The sequence below is a fragment of the Candidatus Chryseobacterium colombiense genome, assembly GCA_029203185.1.
GTDB classification, from domain to species: domain Bacteria; phylum Bacteroidota; class Bacteroidia; order Flavobacteriales; family Weeksellaceae; genus Chryseobacterium; species Chryseobacterium colombiense.
Genome location: CP119310.1, coordinates 2,978,816 through 2,999,362, shown reverse-complemented (window position 1 = coordinate 2,999,362; position 20,547 = coordinate 2,978,816). Strand labels below are relative to the sequence as shown.

Genomic DNA, 20,547 nt, shown 5'->3' with positions numbered 1-20,547 from the left:
TTATCTGTTTTTGCGTTGATCCTGTTTTTCTAATATTTCCTGTATTTTTCTCTCTTCCCAGGTCCTTCCGATCGAGAAAACACTTATTCCATGAGCGGCAATACCAATTCCCCACCCTAACATCGGCCAGTAAAACCATAAGTGTTTAGGAGAAGTAATCAGGTTGAGAATGACCAGGAAAGTGATGACAATAATATATGAGAAAAGGTTTCCGTAGAAGCTTTTAATCTCTTTCACTCTTTTTTGTGCTTTTTCGTAAGCTTTATCTTCAGATTCATTTTTTTCACTGACTACATTAGGCTTAGTTAAAAGCATCGGAAGTTTTACCTTAAAATAATCATCTGATTTTTCAATAAAAACATTTCGTTTTGTTAACAAAGAATACCGCTGAACAATATTGGCCAGTCCAATCCCTGCGCTTTCTTTCATTTGTTCTCTTACCTGAAGGTTATTTTCAATACACAGCGTATCATTTTCAGAAAATACTTTTATGATTAACGGCTTTGAGGAAGTGGCAAAATTATGCTTGATGCAGTTTTCCAAAAGCAGCTGTAAGGAAAGCGGGACTACAAATTGTTTTAAGTCTTCACTATTAATATTAAACTCAAAGTCGACGCTGTCTTCAAATCTAGTTTTCAAAAGTTCACAATAAGTCTTCGCAAATTCAATTTCGTCCTCTACCGTTACCAATTCTTTATCTTTCTGCTCCAGAACATATCTGTAGATTTTTGACATAGAAGCCGTAAATTTCTGCGCCTGCTTAGGATTTTCATCAATCAAAGAGCTCAAAACATTCAGGGAATTAAATAAGAAATGCGGGTCTAGTTGGTTTTTAAGGCTTTCAAACTGAGCATTAGCAGATCTTGCAATCAGCTTCTGTTCTACGACTTCTTTTTTGGAGGTCTTTTTCAGTTCCTCCATAAAACTTTTAGCATGGAGAAAAGCTGAAATCAAAAGAGCTATGTTGATGGTAAACCAGTTGATGAAATTGTATTTTCCAGAAAAATATTCCTCAACTGTAGCCGCTTTTTGAATCACCACAAAATTCAGGTAATTACAGAAATACACCAGGATGATATTGGCAATCAGGATTGAAATAATGCTTATCACCGCTCTCTTTGTAGTCGCTTCCGACCACGGAAACTTTTTATTGAGAAAATCGTTAATTCCCCAGTTTCCGAAACCTAAAACGAATGAATAGATAAAGGAAATAAGAATGGTAAGAACAAAGTTTTCAATATTTCTCTCGTCTGTAAATACAAAGAAAAAGAACATTGAAGTTGCCAATGATACCCAGAATAACGTTATGATGTTTTTACGTTTCATATTTAAAAATTACCTGATTTAAAATCAGTGATACATAAAATTTGGTCCCCCGGAAAGGAAGACCAAAGTACTATTTTTTATCTCCCATACTTAGAAAATATTCTGCTTCAGATTTTCCCCAATTAGGATCCAAAGCCGTTTTTGGCTTATAGGCATTAAATTTTTCTAAAGATGCTTTAAAAAGTTCCAGCCCTTTAGTTTTACTTCCGCCGTATTGCTCAGGAGTGAAATATACATCTTCTGCTTTTATTAAAGCCACTCTCGGATTGGCAGGATCAAAATCTTCCGCTTTTTTCAATTCGTTTGCCGCCTGCATTCCGTAAGTCATATATCTTTGCTGTGGATTGACCATCATTTTCAGAGAAAAGACCATCTTTTGCAGCAAATGGATTTCAGAATTGTTTTTTTCTGCACTTTCTGCCGCATCTACATATTTTTGTGCCTGATCAGCCACCTCATCAAGGCTTTCCATTTTCTCTTCTCTCATCAGCACTCTTCCTTTCTGGATATAGGAAAATGCAGTGTAATAATTCGGAAGCCACTTCCCTTTTTCTTTATCCCCGATTCGTTGGAAATCATTCGCAAGGTTCTGAAAATCCTCTGCAGATTTACAGGTTTCGATTTTAGCGATTTTTTCTGTCATTATCTTCTCATAACTCGCTTGAGCAAAAGTGATTACACTAACACAGCTTAAAGCAGCACTTACAATGTATTTTTTCATAGTTTCTGATTTTTAAAGGTTTGTTTTTTTATTTAAAAGTAATTCTTTTTTAAAGATTATTGTTAATCGCATCCTGTGTTCTGTCTACTCCAAAGCTAATAAATGCACCTATAAAAACAAAAGTATTCACAGGAGGAACTACAGCAGAGCTTTGGCTTCCGTTCCGGGAAAAATTATACCCATAGATATTTTTTGATCCTAAGACATTTGAAACACTTAATACAAGAACGGTGAATGCTTTTGCATCTTTTTTTCCAAGGTTCGGAAGATAGTTAAAGCTAAAATTCAGGGCACTATAATCTTTTAATCTTCCTTCATTTCTTATAAAATTCACGTCCTCCCCATTTACCGTTTTTGTAGCAATATCATAATAAGGTCTTCCTTTGGAGTAGCTGTAAGAAAGATTGGTTCCGAATTTCAGCTCAGGGAAAAATCTTTTTGCCACCACAGAAAGGGTGTGTTCCGATGCAAAATTAGGTTTCAGACTCATCGGATAGTTCATAAAATCTCTTTTTGAATCTAAGTAGGAATAACTTACCCAGTAGTCTATATTTTTGAATGTTTTCTTATCTCTCCAGAAAAGCTCCAATCCTTTGGCAAAACCATAGCCATCATTGTTTACAGCAGTTTGTACAGGTTGATATTGTCCGTTTATTTCTCCTATATTCTTTACTTTAACCAATTCATCATATTTTTTGTAAAATGCTTCCAATCTTAAACTTCTTCCTTCAGAAGCTCTCTGAATCTGGAAAATATAATGCTGCGACTGCTGAAAATCAAGATTTGAAGGTGAATTGATGTATTTACTTTCCGGGTTCTGATAAAATAATCCATAAGCCAGAGAAGTAGTCCAATCCTTCGCTAAACGATAAGCGATTGCAAAACGTGGAGCGATATTGGCTTTACACAGGAAGGAAGAATACTCTCCTCTTACCCCGATTTTTGCGGAAAGCTGATTACTGAAGCCTAAATCTGTTTCTGCAAAAGCAGCCGAGATCAGATCTCTGTAATTTTTTTGAATGTCATGAAAATTAAGCTGTTCGCCGGAATTATTCAGCTCAAAACCTCCCCTCAATGCGCTTATTTTATTAATTTTTCTTTCTAAAACGGCTTTAAGGTTAATATAATTTCCATCATTCAGAAGTTCTGTTTTTTCAGATTCAAGATTATTTGTTTCGGTGGAGAAATTAAGGTCTGATCTGTTGTAAGAATAGGAAGTTCCCACATTCAGAAGGTATTTTCCGAATTTTTGTTTAAATGACAAATTATGATAGGTACTTTTTCCTTTCAAACGAACCAGAGCAAAATTATATTCAGGTTCAAGACTTTCCGTTTTCACTCCCATTTTATTGGTATTATACATCCCGTAATATTTGAAAAGCCCACCGGATTTTGTTTTAATTCTGAAATTGGCATCTCCGTTAAAGCCTTGTGGAGCATCTATAAAATCGGTATTAAAATCAAACACCTTCTGCATCAGACTTAATAAGGAATATCCTGCGCTTGCTCCGTAAGAATAGGTCTTTTTATCGTCTAATTTCTGAAAGCCTGCATTTAAAAAGATCGGTGAAATTCCGAAATCGTATGAACTCTGATCAGGAAGATCTACACTTTCCAGCATCAATGCCCCGGAAAGAGCCTGTCCGTATAATGCAGAATAACCTCCGCTTGAAAATATATTTCCTTTAAAAAGTGAGGTATTAAACTGGTCCCTTCCTGCAATCCCCGGAATTGAATTGGAAAAATAATTATTGATTAAACTTCCGTCCATAAAAATTTTTGATTCGGTTCCTGTTCCCCCACGAATAAACAATCCTTCCGATTCTCCTACTTTCTGAACTCCCGGAAGATAGTTTAACGCTGAAGAAATCTGTCCGTTTGCTCCAGCAGTAGTATAAATATCAATAGGAGTTAAAAGTGCTGTTGCTCTTTTTTTATCGCTTGCTTCAATAGATCCTGCAGAAACCACAACGGCATCTATTTCGTTGATCTGCTCTTTTAATTCCGCATTCACCACTACATTCTGATCTCCGATGTTAATGTTCTTATTGACTTCGATATATTTCGGATGGGTAAAACTCAGCACATGATCTCCTTTTTCTGAGGTTTCAAACGAGAAATTACCTTCCGAGTCTGTAGTTGCTCCATCATAAGTATCTTTTAAAGTGACATTCACCTCATTCACTCCTTTGTTCTTAAAGCTTACTTTTCCTGAAATTCTGGTTTGGGCAAAACTTAAAGTAAGCGATAAAAAAATGGCAAGGAATGATAATTTTGTTTTCATAGCTGTTTTTATTTCGATTCAAAAGTAAGATGAATTTTTGAAGCTGATTAATTTTTGTTACCGAATGGTTGGTTTTTGATTCTGAGTTGTAATTTTTGGTTTTAACGTAGAGGACTCAAGGATTTTGGATATGTTTCTCGCAAGGATAATCGGATCAATAATGAGAAGGTTATTTGTCATTCTGACTCAGGAAGAATCTCTATTTTGTTTTTACAGATTCTTCAATACGTTTCGCTTCTTTTAGAATGACATAATAATACTGCTTAAGGATAACCACCCCGTCAAAGGGGAATTTTTACAACGATTTGTCCTTGTAATTTTAACGAATAGGAATGCAGAAATCTACAAGCATTTTTCCTTCGGGATGTTCTTTGAAATTGCTGTGATAAATTTCAAAAGGAAAGGTTTTTCGAACGGTAAAATTGTTTTCTTTCATCCATAAAAAGAGAGAAACCCAGCATTGTTCGAAGTCATTCAAGGTCACTTCACCACTTCCGATGATGAATTTTCCAGCTTCGATAGTTTCCTGAAAAACTTCACCTTCTTGCTTCTTTAAAGCTTCTTCCAACAGCATACAGGCATGAATTCTTACTTTATCCGGCGGTGTCACTTTAAAACTATCATGATAAACGGAAAGCATTTTTACATTCTCTTTTGGAAATATTTTTTTTGCTTTTGCCCAGTCAATCAGAATATTGTAAGAAGACTCAACATTGGCAATTCCCAGGCTCATTACAGCTGCCAAATTCATTTCCTGAAGTTCGGTTACTTTAATTTTTAAATTCATATTTCTCCAGTTTAATAGGTTTTCAATATTGCAAATGTATTGGTCGAAAGCCGTATCAATTTGTCCGTTCTTGCTTTGTTTGCACTGGACCTTATGGAAATTTTCCGGTGCCGATTTACGAAAATCTGAGGGTGATGTTCCGTAATATTTTTTGAAGGTTCTATTAAAAGCTGAATGATTGGAAAAACCGAACTGATGATAAATGTCTTTTATATTCAGATTCTTTCTTAAAGCTAAATAAAAAGCGCTTTTTTCAATTCTTTTTCGGGTAATATAATTCTGAACCGTTTCGCCAGTAATCAGCCGGAAAATCCTGTGAAAATGAAACGGCGAATAAGCTGCAATCTCTGAAACTTTTTCTAACGAAAGCTCCATATCAAGATTATTATCAATGAACTGAATGGTTTTTACGATTCTTTTTTTATATTCTTCCACTTCAAAGTGTTTCCGGCAAAGGTACCAAGATCGGATGAAAATTATTTGTCATTTATTGCTGGTTGTAAAAAAAGAATGGCAGTCATAAAGTGTTTCGGGAAATCTTTTTTAATTTTATAAAAAAATCATTTACAATGAAACTACAAACAATGTCATTATTGATAGGGAGTGCATTTCTGGCAGCTTCTTGCTGTACAACAAAAACGTATACCATAAACCCTAAAAGTGGAACAAAAACGGAAGGAACTGCAAAGTTTACCCAGAAAAAAAATGAAGTGGTTATGAAACTGGACGTAAAAAACCTTACTCCGGGAATACACGCTGTACACATTCATGAAAAAGGAGACTGCTCTGCAGCTGACGGAACTTCTACAGGAGGACATTGGAACCCTTCAAAGAACGATCACGGTAAATGGGGAGCTGAACATTTCCATATGGGAGATATCGGAAATTTAACGGCTAATCAGGACGGAGTAGCTACACTTACTTTCAAAACTGATAAATGGTGCTTAGGATGTACTGATGAATCTAAAAACATCATCGGTAAAGGTCTTATTATCCATGCTTCAGCCGACGATTTTCATACTCAGCCAACAGGAAATGCCGGCGGAAGAGTGGGATGTGTAGAGATTAAATAATTGTCTATATAATTACAAAAAAATAACCGCTAATTTCTTAGCGGTTATTTTTATTTATTGTTTTGCAGTCATATCTGCAAGAATATTCATTGCTTCCTGAAGGTAAGTATCTTTTCTTAGGTTCTTCACCCATAGTTCGGATTTCTTCTTGAACGCCTCATCTTTTTTCTCTCTCTCGATTTCTGCAGGGAACATCGTAAATTTAAGTCCGTTATCGAATTTCGTAAGCACTTTGAACTTCTCGATCTGAGCTTTTCTCTGCTTCATCACTTCATTAAACTTATTGATATTCAATGTAATGGTTTCTTCTTTATCCAATTTTTCTCTCCATTGTGCAGATTCAACCAGCAACTGATAGTTTGAATTTTTCGCCATTCTTGCCGAGCTAGCTTTTTCTAAAGCCTGAATATTAAAATAGTTAAGCTTTTCAAACTTTGTAGGAGGAATTTTATCCCAAGCTAAAGCATAGTCATCATATCTTTCTCCTATATCTGCATAGGTAAAGAAGTCTTTCATCTGAATATCAGAAACCACACCTTTTCTTTGAGTAGATTCTCCGGTAATTCTATAGAACTTCTGAATCGTAAGTTTTAAAGATCCGAAATCGTCTTCTGTATTTAAGAATCTGTTCAGGTCTACAAAAGTCTGAACGGTTCCTTTTCCGAAAGACTGCGGAGATCCAATCACCAAAGCTCTTCCGTTATCCTGCATCACACCGGCAAGAATTTCTGAAGCCGAAGCAGAAAGTTCGTTCTGCATGATCACCAATGAACCTGTCCAGATTGGTGTTTCATTTTTATTTTTCAGGGTCTGGATTTTCCCGTTTCCGTCTTTTACCTGAACATAAGGACCTGCATTCATGAATAGTCCCATAATGTCTCCTACTTCCGTTAACGAACCTCCTCCGTTATTTCTTAAGTCTAAAACAATTCCTTCGATATTTTGCTGCTTAAGTTTGATGATTTCGTTTTTGATATCGTCAGAAGCATTTCTTCCTTTATCATTTTCAAAGTCAGCATTGAAGCTCGGTAAGTTGATGAAACCGTACTTTTTACCGTTCGGAGCATTCACTACGATACTTCTTGCAAAAGTATCTTCTATTGCCACTTCTTCACGGATCATGGTTACATCTTTTATTGTTCCGTCTTTTTTCTGAACCGTTAAAGTAACCGGAGTTCCTTTTTCACCTCTGATCAGTCTTACAGCCTCATCAGAAAGCATTCCTACTACATTTACAGCATCTTCTTTCGGTTTCGATTTCACTTTTAAAATTTTATCCCCTTCAGACAGCTGTTTTGATTTCCATGCCGGAGCTCCAATGGTAAGAGCACCCAGGTAAAGATTTCCTTTTTTCTCCTGAATAATAGCTCCGATTCCGATTACTTTTCCTGTAAAGTTGGTGTCAAAATCTTCTTTATCTTTTGGAGAATAATAGTTGGTGTGCGGATCAAAAACCTCTGTATAAGCATTCATGTATACAGAGAACCAGTCCATTTTCTTTCTCTTTTTGAATCTCGTAAAGGTTTCTTTCACAAGATCTTTTACCTCATCTGTAGCCTGCTTTATTTTCATTTCCGGAGAAAGAGGCTTGTATTTGATGGTATCTTTTAAGTTGTATTTCTGAACAGAATCTTTTTTCTCTTTCTGAGCTTCTTCTTTACTGTTCATTGATTCAACTTCCTGAAGGATATTGTATTTGATGAATTTTTTCCATTCATTATACTGCTCCTGCTTATTGGAAGGTACTTTTTTCAATTTGGGCTCAAGAGTAAGCGTTTCATCTTCTTCCAGATTGATTGGCTTGCTGAAAATTTCCTGAGTAATTTTGTCGATCTCATCTACTCTTTGGTACAGTCTGTCAACCGTCAGTTTATAAAACGTTAAATCTCCCTGATTAAGATAATCATCCAGCTTTGTTTCATGCTTACTAAATTCATCCATATCCGACTGCAAAAAATATCTTTTCGCAGGATCGATCATTTCAAAATAATGCTTGTAAACATCTTTGGAATAGGCATCATTAATAGGTTTCGGGCTGTAATGTAAATAAGATAGGGTGTTTTTTACACTCACCATTATCGTCTGCATTTTTTCATCATCATTTTTAGGCGAATTGAAGCAAAACATTAGACTTGTTAATGGAATCAGTAGTAAAAATTTATTCAGCTTAAAATTTTTCCACATAAACTGTCTGTTTTTTATTAATTTTTTATAAATAGTATAACGATTAGTAGTAACAAATAAATTTCTGTTACAAACTATCAAATTTAGTACCTTATTTACAAATATCGAATACTTTTAGTTTTTTTTGTTAAAATAGTTATCATCTTATACATTTACCTTCTTTTTTTCCAATAAAAATCAATTGAAACAACAAGGATAAATGTTCCTTATTTATTGAATCACAATGCTTTTCACTCTTACAGTATGAGCTGAAAAATAGCCCAATGCACCGTTTGTAATATTACTCGGAGGATTAGCCGGGGTAACTCCTCCTCCAGGTCCGCCACCGGAAAGCTGAAGAAGCGCAGAATAAAAAGTAAATACCGAATCGTCGATACACTGCATTTCAACATGAATAGTATCACCTACCACCACTTTTACATCATCTGCATTGGTATCATCGTTGGGAAGAATAAGAGGTCTCTGATTGGGCAATCCATTGTTGATATTATCAGAGAATTCCGAAAAGAATTTTTTGGGATTATTGTTCACCGTATAAACGAAAAGATAGCGGTTTCCTAATGGCGACGGATCGGTAAAAAGAGGCAGAAGCGTATAACTTATTTGACTTCCTACCTTGAAAGAATCCTGTTCCAAACCATCGAATGAAACAGCTTCAGGCATTGTACTTTGCGCTGTATATTGCTTTCCTTCAGCATTTATCTTCAAAGTATATATTCTTCCGGACTGTCCCACAAAAGCAGAAGTCTGATAAGTCCCGTTTCCTACATACTGCAATGTTTCGGTTTGCCCGGTATTGTCGCTTAAAATAACCTGTGCATTTTCTACGGCTGGATATTGATTGGCTTCCGTAAAAGCCACAGACTTTGTAATTTTCACGAAATACGGTCCCACCTGATCGGTTACATTTCCTTCGATCACGATTTGACCGCTCTGATCTGCCAAATCAAGATTGATTTCCTTTTCACAGGAGGTTACTAAAAAGAGCGATACTATGATTAAAAATATATTTTTCATGAATTAAAATTTGAAATTATACGTGATGTTGGGTACCCAACGGAATAGTGAAGTCTGCATAGCGCGGGTCGTTCCTGGTTTATCCGGATTGTCTTCAAAGTTGATCGTGTAAGCATTTTCCCGCCCGTAAACATTATAAATTCCAAATGACCAAGAACCTTTGAAACGCTTATTAGTTCCTGCACTCGGTTCATATGTTGCACTCAGATCCATTCTGTGGTAAGCCGGCATTCTGTCTGCATTTCTGTTGCTGTATTGGAAAACAGTCTGTCCGTTCAGTTCGTATTTTCCGGTTGGGAAAGTCACTGCATTTCCTGTACTGTACAAAAATAATCCTGAGAAAGACCATTTCGGATTCAGCTGATAGGTTGCAACTACCGAAAGATCATGTGTTTTGTCCTGTCTTGCATTATACCAGTCATCATTATTGATTCCGTTTATTTTTCTTTCCGTTTTAGATAAAGTATAAGAAATCCATCCTGTCAGTCTTCCGCTTTTCTTTTTGGCAATTATTTCCAGACCATAAGCTCTTCCTTTTCCGAATAGCAGCTCACTTTCTACATCTGCCGCCGTATCAAACGAGATTTGTGCTCCGTTTTTATAATCGATTTGATTTTGCATGGATTTATAATAAACCTCAGCATTTATTTCATAATTATTGTTGTTGAAGTTTCGGCTATACCCTACACTTACCTGATCTGCAATTTCCGGCTTTACGGTATAACTGCTTCCGATCCACTGGTCCGTAGGATTTCCGCTTCCGCTATTACTCAATAAGTGAAGGTTTTGGGTATTTCTAGAATACCCTCCTTTTACACTGCTGACTTCATTAATTCTATAATTCGCAGTAATTCTGGGTTCAAGGTTTACGTAAGTTTTTCCAAATTTTTCTTTTTCCAAAAATTCGGAATCGGTAAGAACCCCGTTTTGATAGGTATTAAAAGTATCGCCTCCTAAAACGCTGAACATTGAAAGTCTGGCTCCGTAATTGACGGTTAATTTTTCTGTTGCTTTAAAGTCATCATTGATATACAGTGCATTTTCCCATGAGTATCTCGGATTTCTCGGAAAACTGCTTACACTTGTTCCGGAAGCGCTGCTTGGCGTAATGGTATGATAAATAGACTGTAAACCAAACTTCACAGAATGTTTATTGCCTGCAAACCAAGAAAAATACTGTTTCAGGTTCCAGTCTTCGATTTGGGAGTCCAGTCCGAAAGTATTGTTATTACTGCTTAAGCTTACATTATAACTGTAATTACTGTAAATCAATGAAGTATTGGAGAATAATTTACTGCTGATGATACTGTTCCATCTTAAAGTGGCCGTTGTATTTCCCCAGTCTGTAGAAAAAGTATTGCCTAACCCCAGTACATCTCTTCCAAAATATCCGGATAAATACAACCTGTTGTTTTCATTGATCTGGTAATTGGCTTTTAAGTTTAAATCATAAAAATACAATTTGCTGTCTTTGTAATCATCCGTTGTTTTCAGAAACAAATCCGCATAAGTTCTTCTTCCCGAAACAATAAAAGATGATTTTTCCTTTTGAATAGGACCTTCAACGCTTAATCTGCTACTGATCAATCCAATTCCTCCGTTTACGTTATAGTCTTTATTATTTCCGTCTTTCATTTTGACATCCAGAACTGAGGATAGTCTACCTCCGTACTGTGCAGGACTGTTTCCTTTAATAATGCTTACATCTTTCAATGCATCACTGTTGAACGTACTGAAAAAACCCAATAAATGAGACGCGTTATATACCGCAGCTTCATCAAGCAAAATAAGATTCTGATCAGTCGCGCCACCTCTCACGCTGAACCCGCTGCTTCCTTCCCCGTTACTTTTAATACCCGGTAAAAGCTGTATCGTTTTCATTACATCTTTTTCTCCAAATAAAACCGGAAGCTTTTCAATATTTTTAATGCTTAACGTTTCCGTTCCCATTTGGGCAGAAGTCAGATTTTTATCTTTTTTAATTCCGGAAATAACGACTTCATCAATATTTTTTGTTCTTTCTTCCTCGCCGGCAATCAGTTCAATATCCTGTTTTATATTATCCTCTACGGAAATACTTTGCTGAAAGTCTTTAAAACCGGGATTTGAAATCAGTAAATGATAGGTTCCTTTGGGAAGAGAAAGAGAATAAAAGCCATATTCGTTGGCAACAACAGAAATACCGGGTTTTTCTGCAACTTTTACGGTCACTCCAATAAGCAGTTCTCCGTTTTTCTTATCTTTTATCGTTCCGCTTACCGAATACTGCTGCTGGGCAAAAGCAACTGTACAAAAACAAATTGCCGCTGCAGAAGTAGCCGCCTTTAAAAAGGATATTTGCATTAGTTTATTTTTAGTGAGTATATACTTATACGTGTTTTTATGATTAGTTTCTAAATGGTAATAATTGTTACAGAAATAATTCAATGATCAGAGAATATTTTTCATCGCACAACTTCCCATAACACAGATCTACCGTGTATTGCTGCTACACTAAACGTTCAAATAGATAAAATATTTTTCTAGTTCCAAATCATTCACAAAAGATTATTTTTAAATTAACCTTTAAAGACTTCATTTAAAATTATCGTGAATTATGTATATTAGACCGTATATTTGTTAAAATTATTTTTTTATATGGAAAGACCACTTATTCTGGTTACTAATGATGACGGAATTACAGCACCTGGTATCAGAAATCTTGTAAGCTTTATGAACGAAATCGGAGAAGTCGTTGTTGTAGCTCCCAATTCTCCACAAAGCGGTAAAGGTCACGCTATTACCATCAATTCTACCTTAAGTTATGAAGAAGTACAGCTGGATGGTCCTCAAAGGGATTTTTCGTGCAGCGGGACTCCTGTAGACTGCGTAAAAATGGCTCTTGATAAAATCTTGCCAAGAAGACCGGATATTGTTGTTTCAGGGATCAATCACGGAGCCAATTCTTCTATTAACGTAATCTATTCCGGAACGATGTCTGCAGCTGTTGAAGCCGGTGTAGAAAATCTTCCTGCAATAGGGTTCTCTTTACTTGATTTCAGTTGGGAAGCTGATTTTACCCAGGCAAAAGAATATATTCAAAGTATTGTCAGAAAAACACTGGAAAACCCGATGCCAAAAGGAATCGTTTTAAATGTAAACATCCCGAAGCTTTTAAAAGAAGAAATAAAAGGCGTAAAAGTCTGCAAACAAGCCCACGCAAAATGGGAAGAAAGCTTTGATGAAAGGGTAAATCCGCACGGCAAAAAATATTACTGGTTAACAGGATATTTCAACAATATGGATGAATCTTCTGATGCTGATGAAACGGCTCTGGCCAACGGATATATTTCTATTGTTCCGGTAAAATTTGACTTAACAGCTTACGAATATATGAATACGCTGAGCGAAGTAATGAATTTTGATTAAGAATATAAAGGCGTAAAATAATTTACGCCTTATTTTTTCTGTTTTTAGATTTTTTATTTGCAATTCTAATATTCTGTCCAAATACTGTTGCCATAGCATCTACAATAGAAAATCCTACGTTTTTACATTCATCTATCTTTATATTTTCTTTTATTTCTTCATAATTTGAGTAATCAAAACTTGAAATTCTTGCAATTACCTTATCTTCTTTAACTATAAATATTCCTTTATAATTTTTAAATTTTGATGGTTCTACTTTCTCAAAGTAAAAATTCAAATTCTCAAAATCATAACTTTCTGTTTTAAATAGTTTTTTAAATTTAATATCGTTTTTTGTAATTAAGATTTTCGTGTGAATATTTATAAAAAAGACCCAAATAAAAATTAAACATACAAATGAAAAAAGGCTTTTTAATAAAAATAAAATACTAAACTCATTCAGTATATTTTTTATACTATCAAAAATAATAGCTGAAAAAACAATTGATGTTATAAACGTTGCAAAATAGATCCCTAAAAATGATTCTATATTAATTTTTGATCTTACCACATCCATCGTTTTTTAAAATAATACTTTATCCTCCTTTCTCAATTCCTCCAAATATTTGATTTTATCATCCCTGTAGAAAAGGTTCATTGTTTCAAAAGGAATCAATTTTAAATCTTTGTTTACAATATGGACGCAGGATTTCTTTACTGCACGAACATCAAAGTCGTGAGCATCCATAAAATTCATAATAATGATTCTGAATAGATTATCATAATCTAAATTAGGAGCGGAAACTTCAGGAAGACAGCACAATAACTGGTTTACTTTGGGCTGAACTTTATCTACTGAAATTCCGGTGCTGAAAATATCTAAAAGCTGCATCTGCAATCCCGTATCCTGTTCATAGACAATAGTATTTCGGGTTTCATTGTTCAGGAGATCAGCAGGATTGATGTATCTTGTTAAAGGAATCGTTTCACCTTCCAGTTTTAAAATATATCCCATCGCCAAAGCATCCGGGTTGCATGGAACCGGAATAATATCGTCTGAATTTAATAAAGAAAACTGGTTCAGAATTTCCTGTCTTACCTCTGTTAATGTAATTTTTTCATGAGCAGAATCTTCCCTGTTTCTTCCTGCAATTTCAACAGGTTGAAAGGTAATTCCGCGGACACACTTCTGTTTTAAAGCAAACTCAATCATCTTTCCGATTTCATCAATATTTTTATCTTTCTGAAGAACGATGACAAGGGTTGTAGAAAGATTTAAAGCATTTAATTTTTCCAACGCTTTCATTCTTATATCCGTTAAATCCTTTCCTCTGAAATCATTTAAAACTTCAGGTTTAAAAGAATCAAACTGAAGATAAATTTCAAATTCCGGAGCATAGGTAGCCAGTTTTTCTGCAAAACCCGGGTCATTGGCAATTCGTACTCCATTGGTATTCAACATCAAATGCTTGATGGGTTTCGATTTGGCAATATCCATTATTTTGAAAAACTCAGGATGAATCGTCGGTTCTCCTCCACTGATCTGTACCACATCCGGTTCTCCTTCATTTTTTACAATAACATCGAACATCGCTTCAATCTCTTCCAAACTTCTGTGGTTTCCATAGTGTGGTGAAGACATCGCATAGCAAGTCGGGCAGGTAAGATTACAGCGATCTGTCACTTCTACAATAGAAAGACAGCTATGTTGCTCATGATCGACACACAAACCGCAATCATAGGGACACCCGTATTCTACATCCGTTCCGAAATGTACAGGCATTTCAGAGGCTTTATTATAGTTTCTGATGTTTTTATAATAATGAACATCCGAAGCGATTTTAGTCTTAAAAAATCCATGATCAGGACATCTTTTCGTCATGAAAACCGCTTCATCCTCGATGATGATCTTTGCTCCTACTCTTTTCAGACATTCTGGACAAAGACTGATGGTATAATCGTAATAGGTATAGTTTCTTACCGGCATAATATTAAATTAAAGTCCACCACCGCAAATTGCACCACTCACCAAACCGCATAACAGTAATGAGATAAGCATGGTTTGGATAAATTGTTTTTTGGAAAATTTTCTATCGTTATTCCATTCATAAATAACTTTAACGATTAATGTTATAACCAAGGAAATAATTGCGGCAATAAAAAGAAAAGCCAAAATGATCATCAGAATCAGTCCTCCCATATTACCAACTTCTAATATTGTTAAAGTTTTCATATTCTGAATTTTAATGTGAAATTACGGTTTTTGTTTTTCTGATTTTAAAAATATAATAAATAATTACAACCATACACACCAACTGAATGGTTCCTAAATTTCCGACAAGTTCCAATCTGGGTTTAATAAAATCCAGTAAAAACCTGAACGTGAAATAACTCAGCATAAACACTTGAAAAACAAAGCCTGAAGGATATTTTCCTTTTCTCTGAATATTTTTTAAAACAATCCACAGAACAAGTAAAAAAGCAATTTCATACAATGCAACAGGATGTCTCAAATTGGAATCTCCGAGATGCATTCCGAAAATAGAATCTGTCGGCAACCCGTATGTTTCTTCATGAATTCCGGTCAAAAAACAGCCAATCCTTCCAATAATAATGGCTAACATCAAAGGAAAAACAATTAAATCTCCAGTACTTTCTCTATGCCCTACAATTTTTTTAGCCAGTTCCACCCCAATTAAACCAAAAGCAAGTCCGCCTACAATCGTATTATTGGTCCAGAATGTTTTAACATCAAAATGTTCGAAAAGTTTATAGGGATTTTCAAGGTTTCCGATCAGTTTTGAACCGAATAAAGCTCCCGCTGTTGCACCGATAAGTACTGCCGCAGAAGTATTGAACGATATTTTTTCTTTTGATTTTCGTTTTAAATAGAAGTAAAAACGCATTCCGATGAAAATACCCAAAGTCTCAAACACAGGATGCGCAAGAACCGTTTTACCGAAAATGTGAAATGTAACAGGAAAATCCATGAATCCAAAAATATTGTTTTTTTAATTAAAATTTTAATATTATTTATTATTTTAAAATCCAAATACTTATGTATTCTTTATGTCCAATGATCCTTTTGTCTTGAAACAAAAGAACGAAAAATTCAAGACCTGGAATCTGAATGCTAAAAATTAAAAATTTAATCCTAAAATCCCCAAAACTTGCGCGAATCCTATATTTGTGCTTTGATTTTAAAATTTGTCTCGCGCCTCGAACAGTGGAAATTTTTTAACGGATTAATTTTTAATTTTCTTAACGCTTCAGTTTCCTAAGTCGGTTTTAATGCTGTTAAAAGGTTATAATTAAAAATCTCCGTCATCATCCAAGTCTTTGAGAAAATTTATATTAAAAAATTTATAAAATCTTTTTAAATCAAATTTCAAATCAATCTTTTTCCTAATTTTAAGTAAAATAATTTTCCAAATTATGAGAATAGAATATGAAATAAAGCTGGGTTTTAAAGACGTAATGTTCCGTCCGAAACGTTCGACCTTAAAATCACGTTCAGAAGTTAATTTAGAAAGAGAATTTACCTTCAGACATACCAAAAAGAAATGGAAAGGAACTCCCGTCATTGCAGCCAATATGGATACGGTGGGAACTTTTGAAATGGCTGTGGAATTGGCAAAAGATAATATTATTACCGCCATTCATAAGCATTACTCTCCCGAAGAATGGTCACAATTTTTGAATAGCCAGCCCGAAGAAATCTATCAGTATATCGCACTAAGTACAGGAACCGGAAAAGCTGATGAAGAGAAAATAAAAATGATCCTTGAAAATCACCCGAAAATCGAGTTTCTCTGCATAGATGTAGCCAATGGGTATTCTGAGCATTTCGTGGGATTTGTGAAGAAAGCAAGGACCAATTTTCCTGATAAGATCATTATGGCAGGAAATGTGGTAACCGGAGAAATGGTTGAAGAGCTGTTATTAGCCGGTGCAGATATCATAAAAGTTGGAATTGGTCCAGGTTCTGTATGTACAACCCGCGTAAAAACAGGAGTTGGCTATCCTCAGCTTTCAGCGATTATAGAATGTGCTGATGCAGCGCATGGCCTGAAAGGTCACATCATTGCAGACGGTGGCTGTAAAGTTCCTGGAGATGTTGCCAAAGCATTTGGCGGCGGAGCAGATTTTGTAATGCTTGGAGGAATGTTTGCCGGACATGATGAAAGTAGCGGTGAAATGGTGGAAGAAAATGGTAAAAAATTCAGATTATTTTACGGGATGAGTTCTAAAACCGCTATGGATAAACATTCAGGTGGTGTTGCAGAATACCGTGCTTCGGAAGGAAAAACCGTGAAAGTTGCCTATAAAGGTCCCGTATCAGAAACGGTAAAAGATATTTTAGGGGGCGTTCGCTCTACCTGTACGTATGTGGGTGCGTCTACTTTAAAAGAATTGTCTAAAAGAACAACTTTCATTAGAGTTCAGGAGCAGGAAAACCAAGTTTTTAATTAATATAAGCTACTCAATTAAGGCCTTCTTCTAACTACCTGATCATAAAATAAAAAGATTCTCATGATATTAGTTTTTTGGCTTTAGTTTGTAACAAAGTTAATTCTATCATAAACACAAAAAAATACCTCAAATGAGGTATTTTTTTGTGAAAAACGACATAAAAGTTGTCTTTTTTGCTATTTTTAAGTTAACAGTCCTCCGTCAACGTTTAATGTTTGTCCTGTAATGTAAGAAGACATTTCACTTCCTAAGAAAACACAAGCATTAGCAATATCTTCAGGCTTTCCTAATTTTTTCATAGGAATTGCTTCATTCCATTTTTGAGTTGCCTTTTCATCTAAAGCAGCAGTCATTTCAGTAGCAATGAATCCCGGAGCAATTGCATTGCAACGGATATTTCTTGAACCTAATTCTAATGCAACCGATTTTGTAAATCCTATTACTCCTGCCTTAGAAGCTGCATAATTTGCCTGTCCAGCATTTCCGCTGATCCCAACTACAGAGGTCATATTGATGATAGATCCTGATTTTGCCTTCATCATTGGCTTGATAACCGCCTTTGTAAGGTTGAAAACTGAATCTAAGTTTACTTTAATAATGGTATCCCAATCATCTTTAGACATTCTTAATAACAAGTTGTCTCTGGTGATACCTGCATTGTTTATCAGAATATCAATTTGTCCGAACTCAGCCATTACTTCATCTACTAATGTCTGAGCCGCATCAAAATCTGATGCATCCGACTGATATCCCTTAATTTGAGTTACAGAACTTAAAGTTTCTTCTAATTCTTTCGCTTTGTCTACAGAACCGGCGTAAGTGAATGCTACTTTTGCCCCTTGCTTGGCAAATATTTCAGCGATTCCTCTTCCGATTCCTCTTGTAGCTCCCGTAATTAGCGCTACTTTTCCTTCTAATAGTTTCATATGTATTGACAATTATTTCTTTATTATAACTTATCAGTCTTCATTTTTTAAAGCAGACTAATGTGTAATTATTTTACAGAGATAAAATTTAAATGACCGCAAAGATATTATAATTTGTTATTCAATACATTTTATCTCATTAAATTATAGAAATTTTATGCCTTTTTTATGATTAAATAACTTTATTATAGCTTGTTATCTGTTTCAGAATTGGTAAAATACAGGTATTCTGTTCCTTTATCCTTTATAAGCTTTATACCATCCTTATCCACTGAAATCTTGTCATATACTACATCTTTCAAAGGTTCATTCTGGTAATTGGTAACGCCGTATTTCTTTTCTTTCTGTATAACGATCTCATTATCCGGAAGAAAAGCATTGATATCGTCGTATATAAAAGGTACAACCTCTTTTCCATTCTCATCTATAATCCCGTATAAATTGTCATAGTTTTTACAGACGATAGCAGGAAACATATTTTGTGGATAATAAAAAATCCCATTCTCTTTAATTGAAGCAACTTTTTTAAGCTCTTCATATTTTTTATCCGTTACCGAAAATTTGTAAAATACTCCTTCTTTTTTGAGAAATAGGCTATTGGGAAAGATTTTCTCAATTTGATATCCGGGCTCTAAAACATCTTTTAAATCCTTATCCAAAAGTCTTTGGTTGTTATCCTTTATCAGATAAATAAAGTTATTTCCTGCAATTTTAATCCCTTCAATATTATCATATTCCTTTGGAATCAAAATTTCTCCATCAATACGTATAACAGCCATTTTTGGGTTTTTAAGGCTTTTTTGGGTACTGAATAAATCATTAAATAACGATTTTACGTAGTCAAAATCTGTAGAATAGATCTTCTTTGCTTCTTTTGAAAAGATGCTTATTTTTTCGTTTTTGATGAAATAAATATACCGTGTTCCTAAGAATACTTCATCGTAGATTTCATCAGCAAATCGGTTTTCCTGAACATCGATAATTCCATATTTACTGGTAGCAGGATTTTTGGTGACCAAGAAAGGATATCCCCCTATATTATCTATATTACTGTTAGATATAGTATTCAACGTTATCCCATCGTTATCAACGATTTCTCCTTGTTTCTCACCTGTAGGAATGTAAACCTTATTTTTATAAAAATGAAGATTTTCTTTGAACTCTCTGTCGCTTTTTAATTTTCCTTCCGAATCATAAATCTGCCAGATATTATCTTTTTTTACAAAAAAACGGTTTTCACCCGCAAATTTTATTTTATCAGTATAAGGAATGATCTCTCTTCCTTCGTAGTCGAAAATTCCTTCTTTTCCGTTCTTAGATACGATAAGTCTTCTTTTAATGCTCCAGGAAGGATTAATTTTATGGGTATCAAAGGGAATTAACAGCTTTCCTTTCTCATCCACTAATGCCATATTCTCTTTCTTCGGATCTTTATCTTTTATTTTTACAACAAATCGGTCCTTATAGAGGTGAGCTATTTCGTTTTTAGCCGGAGCAGTATAGGTAATCACTCCCGTAGAGTCTACAATACCGTATTCTGTGGATCCTGCATTGACTGCAATGCCATATCCGTTCGAGTAAAATTTGACTTCCTTGCCAAGTTTTTTTGACAGAAGTATCTGAGTGTATTGATCTGTTTTCTGCGCTGTACAAACAGTGGATAACAATACAAAAACTAGTGTTTTCAATTAAAATTAAATAGCATTATTTACAATAAGAACAATTTCTCCCTTTAAAGTTTTCGTTTTGGAGAACTCAATTAATTCATTGATTGTCCCTCTTTTAGTTTCTTCGAATTTTTTCGAAATTTCACGGCTTAAACTTACTTTGGTCTCTTCACCAAAAAATTCTTTAATCTGCTCCAGAGTGGTGTTTATCTTATGCGGACTTTCGTATAAAACGATCGTCTTTTTTTCTTCTGCAAGCTGCTTAAGTTTGGTTTGCCTTCCTTTTTTTTGAGGTAAAAAACCTGCAAATAAAAACTCATTATTCGGAAGTCCTGAAACCACCAAAGCCGGCACAAAAGCTGTTGCTCCCGGGAGGCAAATCATTTCAATATTATGATCTGATCCTGCTTTTGCCAACAAATATCCCGGATCTGAAATTCCGGGAGTTCCTGCATCCGTAATAATAGCAATATTCTGACCGCTTTTAAGGTCTGTAATCACTTTTTCGGTAGCCTGATGCTCATTATGCAAATGATAAGATTTCAAAGGCTTAGAAATCTCGAAATGTTTTAATAAAATTCCGGAAGTTCTAGTGTCTTCACATAAAATATAATCAATTTCTTTCAGTACGTTTACTGCTCTGAAAGTCATATCTTCCAAATTTCCGACGGGGGTCGGAACAAAATAAAGAATTCCGCTCAA

General features: G+C 34.9%; 17 protein-coding genes. 3 read left to right on the top strand and 14 right to left on the bottom strand.

Going from position 1 to position 20,547, the window contains the following annotated elements:
- The 4 genes from P0Y62_13475 to P0Y62_13460 form a co-directional block, all read right to left on the bottom strand.
- Complete coding sequence (locus tag P0Y62_13475; protein ID WEK68854.1) at positions 1-1,326, bottom strand: 2TM domain-containing protein; 1,326 nt, start codon at positions 1,324-1,326, stop codon at positions 1-3.
- Positions 1,327-1,396: 70 nt separating this feature from the next.
- Complete coding sequence (locus P0Y62_13470; protein ID WEK68853.1) at positions 1,397-2,047, bottom strand: hypothetical protein; 651 nt, start codon at positions 2,045-2,047, stop codon at positions 1,397-1,399.
- 49 nt (positions 2,048-2,096) lie between these two features.
- On the bottom strand, positions 2,097-4,331 hold the full coding sequence (locus tag P0Y62_13465; GenBank protein WEK68852.1) for a carboxypeptidase-like regulatory domain-containing protein: 2,235 nt from the start codon (positions 4,329-4,331) through the stop codon (positions 2,097-2,099).
- Between the two features lie 319 nt (positions 4,332-4,650).
- Complete coding sequence (locus P0Y62_13460) at positions 4,651-5,553, bottom strand: helix-turn-helix domain-containing protein (GenBank protein ID WEK68851.1); 903 nt, start codon at positions 5,551-5,553, stop codon at positions 4,651-4,653.
- Positions 5,554-5,687: 134 nt separating this feature from the next.
- Between P0Y62_13460 and P0Y62_13455 the strand changes: the two genes are divergently transcribed.
- Complete coding sequence (locus tag P0Y62_13455) at positions 5,688-6,191, top strand: superoxide dismutase family protein (protein ID WEK68850.1); 504 nt, start codon at positions 5,688-5,690, stop codon at positions 6,189-6,191.
- Positions 6,192-6,245: 54 nt separating this feature from the next.
- On the opposite strand, the gene P0Y62_13450 is transcribed toward P0Y62_13455, so the two are convergent.
- The 3 genes from P0Y62_13450 to P0Y62_13440 form a co-directional block, all read right to left on the bottom strand.
- Positions 6,246-8,375, bottom strand: coding sequence for a carboxy terminal-processing peptidase (locus tag P0Y62_13450; protein WEK68849.1), 2,130 nt, complete (start codon positions 8,373-8,375; stop codon positions 6,246-6,248).
- Positions 8,376-8,585: 210 nt separating this feature from the next.
- Positions 8,586-9,392, bottom strand: coding sequence for a DUF4249 domain-containing protein (locus P0Y62_13445; GenBank protein ID WEK68848.1), 807 nt, complete (start codon positions 9,390-9,392; stop codon positions 8,586-8,588).
- Positions 9,393-9,395: 3 nt separating this feature from the next.
- A complete protein-coding gene (locus P0Y62_13440; GenBank protein WEK68847.1) occupies positions 9,396-11,735 on the bottom strand; it encodes a TonB-dependent receptor in 2,340 nt (779 codons plus the stop codon).
- 294 nt (positions 11,736-12,029) lie between these two features.
- On the opposite strand from P0Y62_13440, the gene surE reads away from it, so the two are divergent.
- A complete protein-coding gene (surE, locus tag P0Y62_13435) occupies positions 12,030-12,800 on the top strand; it encodes a 5'/3'-nucleotidase SurE (GenBank protein ID WEK68846.1) in 771 nt (256 codons plus the stop codon).
- 22 nt (positions 12,801-12,822) lie between these two features.
- Here surE and P0Y62_13430 read toward each other — a convergent pair whose 3' ends face one another.
- Genes P0Y62_13430 through P0Y62_13415 form a run of 4 tightly spaced genes read right to left on the bottom strand, consistent with a single transcriptional unit; the run spans position 12,823 to position 15,769 of the window.
- The gene (locus P0Y62_13430; protein WEK68845.1) at positions 12,823-13,356 is read right to left on the bottom strand and encodes a hypothetical protein; all 534 of its coding nucleotides are present in this window, start codon (positions 13,354-13,356) and stop codon (positions 12,823-12,825) included.
- 6 nt (positions 13,357-13,362) lie between these two features.
- Complete coding sequence (locus P0Y62_13425) at positions 13,363-14,766, bottom strand: radical SAM protein (protein WEK68844.1); 1,404 nt, start codon at positions 14,764-14,766, stop codon at positions 13,363-13,365.
- A 9-nt stretch (positions 14,767-14,775) separates the two neighbouring features.
- A complete protein-coding gene (locus P0Y62_13420; GenBank protein WEK68843.1) occupies positions 14,776-15,012 on the bottom strand; it encodes a hypothetical protein in 237 nt (78 codons plus the stop codon).
- 10 nt (positions 15,013-15,022) lie between these two features.
- The gene (locus P0Y62_13415; protein WEK68842.1) at positions 15,023-15,769 is read right to left on the bottom strand and encodes a prolipoprotein diacylglyceryl transferase; all 747 of its coding nucleotides are present in this window, start codon (positions 15,767-15,769) and stop codon (positions 15,023-15,025) included.
- Positions 15,770-16,214: 445 nt separating this feature from the next.
- Here P0Y62_13415 and P0Y62_13410 point away from each other — a divergent pair, with 445 nt between their 5' ends.
- Entirely contained in the window at positions 16,215-17,252 is a 1,038-nt protein-coding gene (locus P0Y62_13410; protein WEK68841.1) for a GMP reductase, read from the top strand.
- A gap of 182 nt (positions 17,253-17,434) precedes the next feature.
- On the opposite strand, the gene fabG is transcribed toward P0Y62_13410, so the two are convergent.
- The 3 genes from fabG to rsmI all read right to left on the bottom strand — a co-directional run bounded on the left by fabG (position 17,435) and on the right by rsmI (position 20,547).
- On the bottom strand, positions 17,435-18,178 hold the full coding sequence (gene fabG, locus P0Y62_13405; protein ID WEK68840.1) for a 3-oxoacyl-[acyl-carrier-protein] reductase: 744 nt from the start codon (positions 18,176-18,178) through the stop codon (positions 17,435-17,437).
- Positions 18,179-18,363: 185 nt separating this feature from the next.
- Entirely contained in the window at positions 18,364-19,866 is a 1,503-nt protein-coding gene (locus P0Y62_13400; protein WEK68839.1) for a WG repeat-containing protein, read from the bottom strand.
- A gap of 6 nt (positions 19,867-19,872) precedes the next feature.
- The gene (gene rsmI / locus P0Y62_13395) at positions 19,873-20,547 is read right to left on the bottom strand and encodes a 16S rRNA (cytidine(1402)-2'-O)-methyltransferase (GenBank protein WEK68838.1); all 675 of its coding nucleotides are present in this window, start codon (positions 20,545-20,547) and stop codon (positions 19,873-19,875) included.